The sequence below is a fragment of the Pedobacter paludisoli genome (genome assembly GCF_052344095.1).
In the GTDB taxonomy this organism is placed as follows: domain Bacteria; phylum Bacteroidota; class Bacteroidia; order Sphingobacteriales; family Sphingobacteriaceae; genus Pedobacter.
Window position 1 is genome coordinate 2,310,293 of record NZ_CP179926.1, and the last position, 15,918, is coordinate 2,326,210.

Sequence of the window (15,918 nt, forward strand, 5' to 3'; positions counted from 1 at the left end):
CATTAAATTTACTAATTTGTGCAAAAATAACATTCCTGAATGATGAAAGGCGTATATAACGGTATATTTTGGGTTTTTTGTGCACTATTTTTTATTTCATGCCAAGAAAAGGGTCAAAACAGCACAAAAAAAGTTTTCAATATTAATCTCGATCAAGGTTTAACTTCTTTAGATCCCGCTTTTGCCCGTAACCAAAATGCCATTTGGATGACCAATCAAATCTTTAACGGTTTGGTTCAAATCGACAATCAACTGCAAACGGTGCCCTGCATCGCCAAACGTTGGGAGGTTTCGGAAGATGCAACCACCTATATTTTTCATTTACGAAACGATGTGTTTTTCCAAAACGACCCCATTTTTAAAAATGGCAAAGGCCGCAAAGTGTTAGCGAGTGATTTTGCCTATAGCTTTTACCGCTTAATAGACCCAAAGGTGGCTTCGTCTGGAGGATGGATTTTTAATGATAAGGTAAAAGATCAAAACAGCTTTAAAGCGGTAAACGATACAACTTTTCAAATTACATTAACAAAACCTTTCCCTCCTTTTCTGAATCTTTTAACTACACAATATTGTTCAGTGGTTCCTAAAGAAGTAGTAGAGCATTACGGAAAAGACTTTAGAAGTCACCCGGTTGGAACGGGTCCTTTTAAATTTAAATATTGGAAAGAAGGCGAGATTTTAGTTCTACTGAAAAACGAAAACTATTTCGAGAAAGATTCAAACGGCACCCAACTTCCGTATTTAGATGCGGTACGCGCCAGCTTTATTACCGATAAACAAAGTGGATTTATGAGTTTCTTAAAAAAGGACCTCGATTTTTATTACAATGTTGATGGTTCTTATCGCGATGATGTGTTAACCAAAAGCGGCCAGATGACGAGCAAATTTAAAGGCAAGTTTACCTTGACAAAAAGTCCGTATCTGTGTACCGAATACGTGGGTATTTTAATCGATACGAATTTGGCCATTGTTAAAAAATCGCCCTTGCGTTTTGTAAAAGTTAGACAAGCCATTAATTATGCGATCGACCGCGATAAACTGATTAAATACTTGCGTAATGGAATTGGCATATCGGCCACCTCGGGTTTTGTGCCCAAAGGGATGCCGGGCTTCGACAGCTTGGACGTAAAAGGCTATGCTTACAACCCGGCTTTGGCCCGAAAACTTTTAGCTGAAGCAGGTTTTCCAGAAGGAAAAAACTTACCAGAAATTACGCTAAACACCACCACTACGTATAAAGATTTAATTGAATTTATTCAAGGTGAACTAAATGCTATTGGCATTAAAGCCAAAGTTGATGTAAGTCCTGGAGCGAGCTTGCGCGATTTAATCTCTAAAAACAATGTGAACTTCTTCAGGGCATCTTGGTTAGCAGACTATGCCGATGGAGAAAACTTCCTTTCCATGTTTTATTCTAAAAACAAAGTGCCTTTTGGCCCTAATTACACAGCTTTTTACAACAACAAATTCGACCAACTTTTTGAAGCGAGTTACTATGAGCCCAATGCTGAAAAACGCTTTAAACTGTACCGTTTAATGGACCAAATGGTGATGAATTATTCGCCAGTAGTTCCACTTTTTTACGATCAATCGGTGGTGATGTTGCAAAACAACATCAGCGGATATGCTTTTAATCCATTGAGTTTAATGATTTTAAAAAAGGTTAGAAAGGGATAGATAATGAGTATTATGTCGTAAGTATTAAGTCTGGTAATGCGGTATAGGTTTTACTTATTGTGTTGACTAAGAATCTACCTATTGAGTTATCTTAATACCCCAAAACTTCAGATGGGGTTGTTCGGCATCCCAATTATTCCATGAATGAGATTCGTCGGAGGTATATTTCACAATGTATTTTCCAGTGCTTAAGCTCAATATTGTATCACAGTATTGATTTTTTAGTGCTCCTCCCCCATGCTTAGTATTTAATAAACTCATTTGCCAGATTTTTTTACCATTTATATCTTCTATCCAGCCTTTATCTACAAAATTGTCATCTTTAACCAAATTTTCCTTTCTGAACTGCTCATTTTTAGAATCGAAAATTTCAAAGCTCAGATAAATATTATCTCTATCCCAAGCAGCACGATAAAATGCAGAAAAATCTGCCTCATCATTGACTTGACCAGCAACCAATTTCTTTATGGAATAACGTGGACAATCGGCTAATTCAGTTGTAAGATTCGAAATGTTTCTTGCCACCGCTACAGAGTCTTTAGGAGATACTTTTCCTCTACCAGCAAGGATCATTCGCCCTAAAAATGCTTTCTGAGATAAGGGATCTGTATTCGCCGCCCAGCAAAGTTTTGCTTTTTGTTTAATTCCATCATCATTATCACCAATTGCAACATCGAATTCAAACCAACGGCCAGGAACAGCCTGGTCTAAAACCAATGCGCAAGGAATTGTAACCAGAGCTAAATACTTCCTTAAGTGTTTATCATATGTCCGAAAACACTTTACATGATTAATCACCTGATTGAGTGTATCCTTTTTTCTATCGGAAGATTTGAATACGATTTTATTTTCTTTATTATTTCTCCGCCTATAAAAAATCTCTATATCGTCTGATTGCCCAATATATTGTCTCCCTACATTTGACCACTCAGGCTTAAGCTCGCCAGTACAATAAATATGAACCGCCATCTTTTTTGATAAAGTTAAAGTATCTACAATATCAACCATGCTTTGAACTCGTCCGTAAGCAATGTTAACTTTTTTATTTCGATTACAACCGTAAATAAGCATCCCAATTGTTAAGGCCAAAAACAAATTCCTTATTTCCATACCTGCTTTTCATTTTGAATCATAAAAATTCTCTCTTTAGAGGCCTTATCTTTACTTTTTATACGGTACAATGCATTTGTAGGGAGTTTAGAATATACAATTGAGTCAGCAGAAGCAATTGATTTATTCAGCATTTTCCATTTACCATTCCAAATCAACAGTTCATATTCTTGTCCTTTTAAAATATTTGGCCCCTCAGGACTTTTGCTTCTCACTACAAGTTTTGTTCTTTTACCATCGTCTTTAAGTACTTTGCATCTACCATCCTTACCTAAAAAAACAGGAAAGCCTACAGGCGTTAGTTCCCCGTATTGATAAAATGCTGGGAGATATACAATATCCCGTCCCATATTTAAAAAAACTGACTTATTACTATTTATTTTCGCCCAAGCAGTAGGCACCCATTTTTGACGATTAAAAACGCACAAGTATAAAACCTTACTTTTTTGAACTAAGGACAGGTTATTTATTACAATGGTAGAAACTGGAATGTACTCGGCAGTCACATCTATAATATGTGAACTTCTAAAAACCGCTGGGATTTCCAAATCGTCTTGAGCTAAAGCCGCTAAGCTATTAGTCTGATAATTAAATACCCTTCTAAAAACTTTAGCCCTTTTTCTTTGTCTAGCCAAATCAATTTTTGTTAAGCCAGGATCAGATTCAGACCCAATAAAAGGCACAGGTCGATTCTTATATATCAACGCATTCCATTCATGGCCTCCGTTCATATTTCCCCAATAGGGTGTAAAGTCCATTACAACCGCAATACCAAGAGCACGCATTACATAAGAACTATATTGTGTAGCATGAAAGCATTTTCCTGATTTAAGGCGATCGAGGTCATGAAAGTTCAAATCAACGAAAGAAGGAAAAGACCGTATCTTAAAATCTTTCTTTAGCCTAGCATTTACCTTAAGACACATTTTGTAGCTATTGTTCTCCGAGAAATTTACGCTCCACAATGATTCATATCGCTGTTGTAATTCCTTCATCCATTTGTCGGGTTTTTCTTCTACCAACTTATAAGGCAGTATATATCGGCAAAAATCTGAATAAGATAAATCTCTTGCCCATGGCTTACTCCATGCGTTAAACGCAGAATTAATGTGACTAATTAAGTCTTCTGCTGAAATTCTCTTCAAATCACACACTGAATAGGTATCATCAATCAGTGGAGGCTTTAATTCTCTCTTTAGACTATCCCATATAGCGCCTAGTTCCTCCATTCTCCCTATGGACAGGTTTCCTAAAACATTAATTAAACTATCGTATCTTTTAATTGAGTTTCCCTCTTTATGATACTGGTACTTCATTTGAACAATAAGATATTTTGCAGCATCAAGCTTTTGAGGATTTGGATCTGACTTAAAATGCTCCAACACAGCTTGCAGTTCTCCTTTGTTTGTGCCTGCAATTTGAAATGACTCTTTCAATAGTTTAGAATTGCTACAACCAATCAAAAAGGATACGATAAAAAGAGGCAATACTGCTTTAAAAATAAAATTTTGTTGATTTTGCATTTGGCTAAACGGCATATCTTAGAATATTAAATTGCATACTAAAAAAGAATATTCCAGCCCGACCTATTGTACCAGGTTAAGCTCCGATAATAATCAGAAAAGGAAGTATCCTTATTTTGTAAGTAAACAGACAAACCGCAGAATTTCTTAATTGGCTGTTCAAAAAAATAATCCGTTTGACCTTTAAATATTACCGTTTTATTTAGTTGGTCTTCGACTATTTGATAATCTTGCTGACTGTAATTTTTTTGAAGAAAATCAATAAAATCATACGCTGGAACTGGTGAAGTACTTGCAAAATCAAGCCGCTGAATATTTGACAAATCAATTGGTTTCGAAAGTGTGGTTGAATTTAAAAGTCTCTTTGTGTATTGAACAAGAAGTTCCAATTCATTAGTCTTAATTAATGAAACCGTTGCAGAAGCAGATTCACCCGTTTGAGAAGAATAAAAGGCTATAAAATCTCTACAAATATTTTTTAGATCTTCCTCATCACCAAAAAAAAATGGCGTGATTAAATCATAAGGAAAGCTAGTAGACAACACCTCTGACGGAGAAACAAGTAAGTACTTAGCTTTATCTTTAAGTTCATAAACTACTTCAATGCTTCCCATTGAGCAGGCATCGAAAAGAATGTACTCAAAATCTGAAGGCAATGCATTTTTGAAATCCTTAATATCCATTTCATAGTTCCGATCACTTCCAAATGATTTAACTTTAATAGTTGGAGGACTCCAGGAAGTTGCATGCGACCACATCACCAATCCATAAGATTTTGCAGGGTACATCCTTCTAGAATCCTTAATTACCTGCGCTAAAAATTGTGGATCAGAAGAATTTTCAGAACCATAAATCATAACTGTATCGCTAACAATTTGGTCGGTATTATCATATTTTATTTTTAGCAGCACCGATTTATTTGAACTGGTTTTCACAAAAACAATTAGATTTCCATTCAACTTTTGAGCACCTTTTTCCATTTTATTAATGCTATTTACAGCATCCTCTCTCAAATTGTTATTTGCCGCAAGATACATTAAGACCGTCCTTTCTGATAAAACAAGCGGTTTCTCAATCGGCTCTTTTTTACACCCGAAAAATGTAAAACCAATTAAAAAAATTGCAAATATTGGTATTCTATTCACTTTCATTCGTTTATACATTTTATCTTGCACTTAATCTATTAATCAACAATAACAAACCTTGACTCTTTACATTCGACAAAGAAAACCCTAACTTTGCGATAAATATGGGTAAAAACGGAAACCTTATCTTCCTGCTCATTGATTTTGATCGCCTCCAAGTAATAATTATCATCGTATTTCAAATCATCATTTTTTTCAAAAAACAGATCTTCAAAGCCCTTAGCATCTGCTTGGATTACAATCAATGTATCTGTCTCTATCAATTCAAATGCAGGATGAGGCACTAATGTGTTAATTAAAGCTATTCGCGGGACAATCTTGACAGGAAAATCGTTCACGCTAAAACTTTCTAGTTTACAGCTTTCTCTTTGAAGATGGCTTTTATTATAGATTATTTTAACTGCAATAGCCTCATTTAAATCATTTAGCATCGGATTGTTGCTTTGTGCCTTTGAACTTTCAGAATACCCAAGAGTAATCATAAAAAACATTACACATACAGTTATAATAGAACCGACTTTTAAAGACATATGAATTTGTTTTAATGTTTGATTCGTTCTTAATTCATCGAGATGAGCACCAACCTAAGTTAATTCCATTAAAAGAAGAGCACGGAGCATTATATTTTATTTCAGAAACCTACCAAAGCCGGCAGTAATAAGATTCGTCTAACTCCAAAAAGTTTTTTGGAGTTAGACGAATAGCTTCTCTAATTTAGCATACTACCACAGCTTAACTTATCGCTATACATATAAAAAACTGGAAATATGGTTACTCTTTCTTGAAGTGTATCTGGATAAAACAAAGACAAAACAGCGCTCTTGAAAGAATTCAGACTAAACTGAATATCCCTTATTTCAGGATTTCTTATATTTTTTGAACTGTTAAATACCAAGATTGGAATTAAAAGAGTTACCTCTTCTCCTTTACCTACAAGTAAATCGTATTTTAATGTTTTCATCCTGTTAATGTTTGGAAATAATGTATACCCAATACTATCAGTAAATAAGATATCAGATACAAAAGCAGAGCCTTTATTTTTTTTCAATTTCAGCTTCAAACTAAAAGTACGAACGCTATCTTTTTCAGATAGAGCTTGGGCAGTACCTAAATAAGCAAGAGTCTTCATTATTTTTACTATTTCTGCATGTTTGGCATCTTTACTAGATGTTTGTGCTATTCCCTGTTTAAAGAAGAAAAGCGCAAATAGTATCGTTATATATTTTTTCATAATACTCTTTATTTGGGGGGCATTTGGTTCTGTATAGCTTGATACACCTTTTATCTACCAAGAAGCGACAAAAAGTCATTTAGGGCATTTAATATCAAGGTTAACAATTGATATTAGTGGAAACAAAATAATATCTTCTTGCACTTTGCTTGGGTATAGAAGCGAATTAATAGATGCTCCATAAGTATCCGAACTTATGTTAATAGTCTTTAATTTAGGATTATTACCATGTTTTGGATCTATGAGTACCAAAATGGGTATTAGAATTGTTGCCTTAACCTTTCCGACCATTAATGGTTCATATTTAAATTTTCGGAGATTTTGGTATCCTGGAATTACTGTGTGGCCTATACTGTCGCTAAAAACAATATCAGAAACTTTAACGAAATTCCCTGTCCTCTTCAATAGTATTTTGAGATTAAATGAATACATATCTAAACTATCTTTATAGGCAGGGGTTCTTCCCTGACGCAATAAAAATTTAATGATATCCTTCACAAGTTGATTCTTACTTTCGATTTTAGCATTTTGGGCATTTACATTTACCCAAAAAAACAGCATGAATTGAAGTAATAGAAGTTTTTTAATATTTTTCATAATTGCAAAATTACTATGGGCATTTTGTTCCCGTATATCCTGGAACTGAAGTATCGCGCTCTTGATCATTAACTTTCTTGGAAGCTGGTGATAATTCCACAACACCTCCCTGCGCTAAATCATAAGCTCTACCAGGATCATAATTAGGGTTAAATGAGAGAATGGCATCTTGAAGCCCTCTGAGATAATTGCTTGCAGCTAATTCAAAATGACCATCAATTTCTTTAAAAAGAGTCCGTCCCCCATTTGAACTTAACTCACCAAAAGCAGCCTTAAATTCACTTGGTGACATTGTTTTCTTAGAATATTCTACATATGCATGCAAAGCTTCGTGAAACATCGTAACTAAAATGTATTCTTGACTTGCATTATTCAGAACATCCGGGTTTAAATCAACAAAAAAAACACCCTCATTATTAGGAGTATAATTAATATCCTTAAATCTACCATCAACTAAAGTGCCTTTTAATGCATCGTCAGCTCGAAAACGCAAATCATTCATTGATTTTTTTCCAAAGGCCTTATTTATCAAAGATATTATACTATTTTTTAAACTTGGCATTTTTCCTACCAAAGCTTTTGCACATGGATATTTATCTAAGTCTTCAAGTATATCGCGATTAGCTTCTGTGCTAGTCTCCTCTTCAGTTGGATTCGTTGGTTCATCTTTCTCCCCAGGCTCAGTTGGAGTTACCGGATCCGGAACCCATACCATGTCACAAGTCTCCCCAATTTGCTGCATTACACACTGCTTATCAGCACCTTCTGGTGTATCTTCCCCACCACTCCCTGAACAGATTAATTGAAACTGTGGGCTACAAGATATTTGCCATCCTTTGGTTTTTAGTGCTGAACTATCTCCCATCTTTGTACGATTTCTAAATAACTTCACATGCGTTATCACTTTACCATTTAAATATTTATAAATAGAAATTGGCCGATTATCCAGTGTGTGTACTTGAATATATCCCGTGAAACCATTCAAATCTGTTATCCTCGCATTTGTAGCATCGTACTTGTTTTTCTCAAGATACGATTTATCGGGAACATAGGTTAAAACTCTAGACACGATCGTCCCTGTAGTTTGCTTATACATAATTAACCTTTTAAAAACATATTTACTTATGGTTTTATCTACGGGTATCGATTCGCCATATTCATCAAAAGCAAATAATGAAAAAGTTGTCCCATGTAATTGTAAAGGGGCTTCAACAAAAGAACTAATCATTGTACTACCTTCAATGGCTTTGTGCCAAAAAGGTTTTACTTGGCTGGTTAATTCATCCGACAAATTTTCATTTGTTGATTTGCTTTGTAAATTTAATTTTTTAAAATAGGCACGAGCTTCTGCAATGGAAAGTTTAGCAGTTGACTTTGTTTCATCATTACTAAAAAACTCCTTTTTACAGGAATAGATTAAAAGACCCATTACTGCGGTCAATAAAAATAGCGTAATTTTGTTTTTCATTTAATTGATATTTGGTTAATGGTTAAAAATTGATTTGCATTTGTTTTAATGTCGAAGATTTGTTGAGACGGTACTTTTATAGGTAACCTAGCTATTTCTAAGGCAACAGCCTTAGCCAACTCAAATTCTTTTAAATTGATATACGTTGATAGTAACTCGTTTCTAGGAATGAAGCGATTTGGAGTCATTGAAATGGCTTCTTTAAAATACAGCAATGCCTCATTGTATTTGTTTAAATACCGATAGCAACAGCCAATTAACGTCGATAAATCGGAAGAAGGAAGTTCTTTATTCGTACTTAACAGATACGGCAAAGCTTCTTTATAATGAGCAGTCTGATACAGCAATTTTCCATATATACGGTTATAGACAGCTACCTGTTTAAAATCTTCCTGAACTGTATTAAGTAACTTTAGTGATTCAATAGAATATCCACATGAAGCAAGCAATTTAGCTTCTTTAAGCTTTCTATTAGAGCTATAGAACCTAATTTTTTCACAATGAAGGATGCCAAACAGCACAAAAAAACATAAATAACTTGTAAAAAGAGTGTATTTGGGAAGTATATTTTTTTTGAACCTTAACTGTATTATTTGAGGGAACACCAAAAGGAATAAACACTGCACCCAAATTCTTTCGAAAAAATGATTGAAAAGCGCCCCTATAATAATTGGCAACAAAATTACCAAAGAAAGCTCCTCTACTACATTGATTTGGTGAGCGAAAAAATATTTAATAGCTCTCACTACTGTAATCCAAAATAAAATATTTATCAGCCATCCGAATATTCCGAGTTCTAAAATTACTTGCAAATAATCATTGAACAGATAATATGTATTATCAGCCAAATTTGTTTCTCTATTAAAAAGCGATGAAGTTGTTTTAAAATATTGAGCCTGATATGGTGTGTATAAAGCCTTAAAATTACCAAATCCGACTCCCAAAAAACCACTATCACAAAACATTCTTCCTGACACTTTATAAATCAAAACTCGCCCATAAGTTGAATCGGCTTTATGGAAAAACGCAAGTAAAATCGAAAACAAAAAAAACACACCTGCTATTAAATAAATTTTCGTCTTCGAGAATTCATTGATTTTAGTCCTAATAAAATACATCAGCCCTAAAAAAACTGTCCCAATAAGTAAAGACCTGTTATCATAAAGTATAGCAACCAAAACCCATGCACATAAAATTACATGGCGTACTTTCAACTTTTCAACTAAAACGGAAAGTGAAGTGGATTTAAACATATCATAAATAATCAAAACAAAACTACTTATGATACTTTAAAAAATACATTATTAAATAAGTAATAATTCTTAACAATTTAATAAATAATACAAATTTAACTTACAAAAACTAAGGTGATATGGTGGCTATCAATAAAAATGCAATGATTTGTCAAGGATATACTGTAAGAAATGTAGTATAAGCATTGGTTAAAAACCAATCGGAATTATGAAGAACCTACTATTTTTCCTGTGCCATTCTGCAGAGAATTAACCACTCTAAACCTTATTGCAGCGGCATACTTTTTGGCTTTTTTGCCAAAAAGATAGAGCGGAAAGAAGGGCTGTTGTTGCCAGAACTGCTGTCCTTGCTTTTCAAAAAAAAGTCCCAAAAGCAAGGGCCTTTGAGACTTCGATTATTGTTAATTTGGGTGAGTTTTAGTTTTGCTGCATGCCGTTCATCCCGCCGTTTTGACCAGGTTGCTGCTCTTGCTTGATGTCATCGTTTTTAATCTTTTTCTTTTCGGTGTATTTTAACTTACCAAAGCTGTAGCTAAAATTAACGCCAAATGAGCGTAGCGGGTAATACACCTCTAATTTTTGATATACAGAACCCGATGCATTCACGGAGTTATTTTCGGTAAAAATCTTCAAATCTTTGGTGAATGGATTTAAGGTATTTAAACCAATGCTTCCTTTCTTTTTAAGAATTTCGTGTTTGATGGAGGCGCCATAAAAAACAAAACCATCTGTTTTACCTTGGTAGGTTCTGCGCGCGGATGTAATAACACCAAAAAGTTCGAAATTATAGCCTTTACCAAAACCATATGCTGAACGCAGAAATAGATTATAATTTAAATAGGTTTGAGTAGCCACATTGGTTTGAATGTTGCTTACTTCGTAGGTGTTAACACCAAAATTACTCATTAAAGTCCATTTCGGTTTTGGATTATAAGAACCAAATACGTTAAAACCAAAACTTTCGGAAGTACCTACGTTAATGAACGTATTTAGCGTACGTGGCACCGTTGCAGTTACCAATGTTGAACTTATGGGGTCGTTAATGGGAGTGATTGAGCTTTCAATAATATTTGCCGTGCGGCGATAAAATATCGAAGCATTGATGATGGAACCTTTAATGTAAGTAGAATATCCCAATTCTAAGTTATCGCTTAATTCGGGGTCTAATTGCGGATTACCTACACGCACGTTGAATGGGTCGCTATCGTTGTAATACGGATTTAAATAATTTTGTGTTGGCCTTTGCACCCGACGGTTGTAACTTAATTTTAAAGTAGAACTTCCTTTAAGGGTTTGTGCTAAAATGGCGCTGGGAAATAGATTTAGGTAATCATTTTTTTCAATACCATTGGTGATAGTGTTAAAATCAATTTTAGTGTATTCGGCACGTAAACCACCTTTAAAGCTTAATTTCTTGTTTAATTGAAAGCTTATAACACTGTATAACGATGCTACATTTTGATTGTACTCAAAATCTTGACGTGAATTATCAAATTGACTGGTAAAATTTCTGAAAATCCCTTTTGCGCCTACCTCTAAAATTGTTGAAGGTGTAAAAGGATATGTATAATCTGTTTGTATGGTATACTCGTTATTTTTACCCGTATTGTTGTTGATGGCAGGTTGTACCTGCGGTTGACCAATAGGAGTGATGGAATTACTATTTGTTTGAGGTACACGCCCACTGGTTAACTGACCCGAAATAGAAAATTCTTCACCTTCTTTTTTGCTGGTTTTCTTGTAATCAACATTCCAATCGACGTTATTTTGCTGCATTTCAAAATCGGTTTCATTGGTTGCCTCTGCCCCATTTACCGTGTATTTGTAGTACCCGGGCCCTCCATTTGCAAAACGACTAAATTTGGCTGTGGTGCTAAAATTATTGTAGGCATTTAAATCGTAATCTAAGCCAATACTTCCGTTGCTCCCATTGCGCGACCAATCTGAGTAACCATCTTGATAAACTTCGGAGCTTATGTTGTTCTTAATTGTTTTATTAACGCTGTTTACTGCCGATTCCTGTGGATACGAATAGTTTCTACCCAAAGAGGTGTTCATACTTAAGCGGCCTGTTTTAGCCGTTAGGTTAAACGCCCCGTTATTTGCACGCGTACCAACAGATGCACTTACGCTTCCACTTACACCTTGTGCATTTGATTTTTTGGTGATAATATTGATGATCCCTCCCGAGCCTTCTGCATCGTATTTTGCAGATGGGCTGGTAATGACCTCTACACTTTTGATTTGTTCAGCAGGGATCATTTTCAAGGCATCAGCCACGCTATTCGCCATGGTACCAGATGGTTTCCCATTGATTAACACGCGAACAGATGCACCGCGTAATTGTACGTTTCCGCTTATATCTACTGATAACATTGGTACTTTTCGCATCACATCCGTAGCATCGCCCCCGGCATTTGTTCCGTCGGCCTCTGCATTGTAAACCATGCGATCGATTTTATTTTCAATTAAGGCTTTGGTTCCTTGTACTTGTACTTCGGCCAATGAATTGGCAGTTGAAGAAAGGTAAATGGTTCCTAGACTGGCATCTGGTTTTGAAGGTGTAGTACTAACGGTAATACTTTTGGTGTTATATCCAATAAAGCCAATTAACAATTTGTACGTATCTGGCGATACATTTTGAAGCGTTACTTTTCCCTTTTCATCCGTAACCCCGCCGCCCACAGATTTGTTACTTTTGACATTTACAAGCGATATTGTTGCATAATCTACCGGCTTTTTTGTGGCCGAATCGAGAACTACTACAGAAACACGGCCAGTAACAGTAGATTTCTTTGCTCCCCCCAACGTTGCCCCCGGAAATTGTGCTTTAGAAAAATAGTAAAAACAAAGAAAAAAAGATAGTAGTAGAAGTTTTTTCATTTATAGAAGTTAAGCTTTTAATTTAGTCTATTCACACGCCAATTTGTTACAAAAAAATGTAACATTTAGCTATGTAAAGTCGTTAATTTGATGCAAATATCAAACTTTTACAGTTAAAAATATAACCTATCAAAAACCCTAAAACAAAAAAGGGTATTTTAACCCATCAAGTTGTCAATCAATAGCTACACTATTTATAAAAAATGATGATTTCAAAAAATTAAACCCTGTTTCTTAAAGGCAAAAAGGTCTTTGGCGCCCTCTTAACCCATGGAAATTAAGCTATCACAGACTCTTTTTAAAAAAAAAGCGACTTTACATTTAAATAATGTAAAATCGCTCGTATTTCGCTTGTTCCGTAAGATTAAATTTTACGTATTTTAATGATCTTCATCCAGTGAAGCGCTTTCATTACCGGATACGTAGGGTCAAACTCCCACCATTTTGTAGCAAAGTTTGGACTATTCGGTTTTTTGTGGTGGTTGTTTTGGAACAATTCACCCATCAACAGAAAATCCCATGGAAGTGAATTTTTACTATGGTCATCATTATCATAATTCGAGTACCCGTATTTATGGCCGCACCAGTTCACAATGGCTCCGTGTAAAGGCCCCATTAAAAAATGAATCGGCAATAACAAATACATCCACCAGTAATCGGCAAATACAATATAGAAAGCGATGTAAAAAAGTCCGCAAAAGATTCTCCAGAACCATGAGTCACCTATTCTATCTATCAAAGGCCATTCTGGGTAATACCCGCGAAATGCAGGTTCTGGCTCTACTTTAAAATGCAAGTAGTTTAGATACATGCTTTTTGTAGCCCACATCATTCTAAAAACATCCTTAAAAAAATGTGGTGAATGTGGATCTTTCTCGGTATCGCTATAGGCGTGATGCATCCGATGTAGAATAGCATACGCGCGTGGATTTAGGAAGGATGAACCTTGAGAAATTAAGAGCACAAGGTAAAAAAACCGCTCCCAAAACACATTCATCTTAAACATTTTATGCGATGAATAGCGATGCAAGAAAAATGTTTGGCTAAACAGCGACAAAAACCAATGTGCCAGAAAAAATAAAAGTATAATCATGAATTTTTGTGTTCACAAGGAACCATTTTAGGTGGAGCAAATTTGCCCACTGAATAAGGGGTAAAGTAAAAAAGCTGTAGATATTATGCTATCTTTCAGCAAATTGATAGGTAGATAAGGCATTTACTTAGCAGGAAAGGCCTTATCTACTCATAACGAATTATCTGCCAAAATCGTCTTGAACACGAACGATATCGTTTTCGTCAGATGGATTTGAAGCATCCGTATGTTGCCAAATTTCGGCTACAACTCCCCAATCGTCTAAGCCGATTAAACGGTGACGCTCGCCTTGTTGTAATTTAATTTGATCTTTTGGTTGGTATTTCTTTACTTCACCTTCTTCATCGGTTTGACTGGTTTTAATACCAACAGTACCGGTTACTACTTGCCAAATTTCGGCTCTGCGGTGGTGATATTGCCAAGAAAGGCGGGTGTTAGGAGCTACAATTAAAACTTTCGGACTTAATTTACCGCCAATTTTTAAACTATTTACATCTAAACCATCGAAATAAGTATCTGCAAATTGTTGCGCTTGTGCTTCGTCGATTACGAAAAAACCTCCCCAAGGGCGTGTTTCATCGCGATTTACAACATTAAAGCCTTCAATTTTTAAACGTTGCGCAACGTTATCGAATAATTCTTTTTTATCGTTCGTCATAATTGGCTGTAAAAGTAATGCTTAAAAATTGAAAATGGCGTTAAGATTTTATTTTTTTATGTCTTCACGCATTAAAAATTTTTATATCCTCCATGAATCAAACAAAACCGTAACCCATTGAAAAACAAAAAAGGATGAAAGAAGCTGCCTTCTCATCCTTTGCATTTATAGGTAATATATTATTCTTTTGGAATTTTGTTTGTAATTTCCTGAATGAAGTGCTCTTTACCTTGGCTCCATGTATCAGGATTGGATAACTCTTTTAATAATTGTAGAAAAACCAATTCTGAAGCATTCGTTAACTGCTTAAACTCCTTTACCAACCGATACGTGTCCATATCGCCGTAACCATTCAGTTGATTTACCTTTCGTAAAAATAAATTAAGTGTAGCTTTCATACCGTTTTAGTTACTCACAAAATTAAAATTTATACTAATTAATGATACAACAATTAAGACTAAAAGTTTATTTTCATGTTGATTATTATCAAATAAAAAACCTATATAATTCCTAAAAAGAGTAAACTTTTATTTCTATAAGACCAATATTTAATTTTAAATGATATAGGAATAAATATAAAACAATCACCTATAAATCAACCAAATACAAAAAAAAACAGACAAGACATTTTTTTACCACGCGTATAGAACACTTTAAATAAAGTACTTACATACTTCATAAAAAAACCTCCTTCCTTCTTTAGTAATTAGTAGATAGTAGACCAAAAAGAAAATTTCTGAAAAATTTGCATTTAGTTAAGTACTTAACTAAATTTGATTAAAACATACTTATGAGCTTTTATCAAGAATTGGGGTTTCTGGCTTTGGGAAGTCGCTTACGCAGAATAAGCGAGGCGTTCTTATTGGCCGTAGGAAAAGCCTATCAGCAAGAAGGTATTGAATTTGAAGCATCTTGGTTTCCAATTTTTTATCTTCTCGATCAAAACAAGCAGTTATCGCAGCGCGAATTAGGCGAACGAATTGAAGTGTCGTATGCCGCCATTAGTCAACTTATTTCACTATTAAAGCAAAAAGGCTATGTAGTATCTGCACCAAATCCGAATGACGGCCGTAAGCAATTCATATCGCTTAGTGAAAAAGGCTTATTGCTACTTGCGCAAGTAAAACCCATTTGGGGCCAAATTAACCAGGCCATGGACGATATGCTGATAAATGTACCAAATCATGAAGGCATACTTCCGGCTATAGAACTACTGGAAACGGCCTTTCAAAGCGATAAACTCATTCAATTAATTACGAACGAAAAAACACCAGCCTAAA

14 protein-coding genes are annotated in these 15,918 nt (G+C 35.0%); 2 read left to right on the forward strand and 12 right to left on the reverse strand.

The annotated features are described in order from the left end of the window. The first annotated feature begins 39 nt into the window (after positions 1 to 39). Positions 40 to 1,677, forward strand: a complete 1,638-nt coding sequence (locus tag ACJVDK_RS09360; RefSeq protein ID WP_443940008.1) for an ABC transporter substrate-binding protein — start codon at positions 40 to 42, stop codon at positions 1,675 to 1,677. Between the two features lie 78 nt (positions 1,678 to 1,755). Here ACJVDK_RS09360 and ACJVDK_RS09365 read toward each other — a convergent pair whose 3' ends face one another. The 12 genes from ACJVDK_RS09365 to ACJVDK_RS09420 all read right to left on the reverse strand — a co-directional run bounded on the left by ACJVDK_RS09365 (position 1,756) and on the right by ACJVDK_RS09420 (position 15,036). Continuing rightward, positions 1,756 to 2,787 (reverse strand): hypothetical protein, encoded by a 1,032-nt coding sequence (locus tag ACJVDK_RS09365; protein WP_443940009.1) that lies wholly within the window; start codon positions 2,785 to 2,787, stop codon positions 1,756 to 1,758. Continuing rightward, a complete protein-coding gene (locus ACJVDK_RS09370) occupies positions 2,778 to 4,310 on the reverse strand; it encodes a hypothetical protein (protein WP_443940010.1) in 1,533 nt (510 codons plus the stop codon). Before ACJVDK_RS09370 ends, ACJVDK_RS09365 begins: the two co-directional genes overlap by 10 nt. A 38-nt stretch (positions 4,311 to 4,348) precedes the next feature. After that, positions 4,349 to 5,461 carry a clostripain-related cysteine peptidase gene (locus ACJVDK_RS09375; protein WP_443940011.1) on the reverse strand — a complete coding sequence of 371 codons (1,113 nt, stop codon included), beginning with the start codon at positions 5,459 to 5,461 and terminating at the stop codon, positions 4,349 to 4,351. 32 nt (positions 5,462 to 5,493) lie between these two features. Then, positions 5,494 to 5,985 (reverse strand): hypothetical protein, encoded by a 492-nt coding sequence (locus tag ACJVDK_RS09380; RefSeq protein ID WP_443940012.1) that lies wholly within the window; start codon positions 5,983 to 5,985, stop codon positions 5,494 to 5,496. Between the two features lie 179 nt (positions 5,986 to 6,164). After that, a complete protein-coding gene (locus tag ACJVDK_RS09385; RefSeq protein WP_443940013.1) occupies positions 6,165 to 6,686 on the reverse strand; it encodes a hypothetical protein in 522 nt (173 codons plus the stop codon). Between the two features lie 75 nt (positions 6,687 to 6,761). Further along, positions 6,762 to 7,283, reverse strand: a complete 522-nt coding sequence (locus ACJVDK_RS09390; RefSeq protein ID WP_443940014.1) for a hypothetical protein — start codon at positions 7,281 to 7,283, stop codon at positions 6,762 to 6,764. 13 nt (positions 7,284 to 7,296) lie between these two features. Then, positions 7,297 to 8,751 carry a hypothetical protein gene (locus tag ACJVDK_RS09395; protein WP_443940015.1) on the reverse strand — a complete coding sequence of 485 codons (1,455 nt, stop codon included), beginning with the start codon at positions 8,749 to 8,751 and terminating at the stop codon, positions 7,297 to 7,299. Beyond that, positions 8,748 to 10,004 (reverse strand): O-antigen ligase family protein, encoded by a 1,257-nt coding sequence (locus ACJVDK_RS09400; protein ID WP_443940016.1) that lies wholly within the window; start codon positions 10,002 to 10,004, stop codon positions 8,748 to 8,750. The genes ACJVDK_RS09395 and ACJVDK_RS09400 overlap by 4 nt, the downstream gene beginning before the upstream one ends. Before the next feature lie 417 nt (positions 10,005 to 10,421). Continuing rightward, positions 10,422 to 12,887: a TonB-dependent receptor domain-containing protein gene (locus ACJVDK_RS09405; RefSeq protein ID WP_443940017.1), complete on the reverse strand. Its 2,466-nt coding sequence runs from the start codon at positions 12,885 to 12,887 to the stop codon at positions 10,422 to 10,424. A 364-nt stretch (positions 12,888 to 13,251) separates the two neighbouring features. After that, complete coding sequence (locus tag ACJVDK_RS09410) at positions 13,252 to 13,980, reverse strand: acyl-CoA desaturase (RefSeq protein WP_443936422.1); 729 nt, start codon at positions 13,978 to 13,980, stop codon at positions 13,252 to 13,254. Positions 13,981 to 14,140: 160 nt separating this feature from the next. Next, on the reverse strand, positions 14,141 to 14,638 hold the full coding sequence (locus ACJVDK_RS09415; RefSeq protein WP_443936423.1) for a phosphoheptose isomerase: 498 nt from the start codon (positions 14,636 to 14,638) through the stop codon (positions 14,141 to 14,143). Between the two features lie 179 nt (positions 14,639 to 14,817). Next, positions 14,818 to 15,036 carry a hypothetical protein gene (locus tag ACJVDK_RS09420; protein ID WP_443936424.1) on the reverse strand — a complete coding sequence of 73 codons (219 nt, stop codon included), beginning with the start codon at positions 15,034 to 15,036 and terminating at the stop codon, positions 14,818 to 14,820. A 392-nt stretch (positions 15,037 to 15,428) separates the two neighbouring features. Here ACJVDK_RS09420 and ACJVDK_RS09425 point away from each other — a divergent pair, with 392 nt between their 5' ends. Continuing rightward, the gene (locus ACJVDK_RS09425) at positions 15,429 to 15,917 is read left to right on the forward strand and encodes a MarR family winged helix-turn-helix transcriptional regulator (RefSeq protein WP_443936425.1); all 489 of its coding nucleotides are present in this window, start codon (positions 15,429 to 15,431) and stop codon (positions 15,915 to 15,917) included. Position 15,918 lies beyond the last annotated feature (1 nt).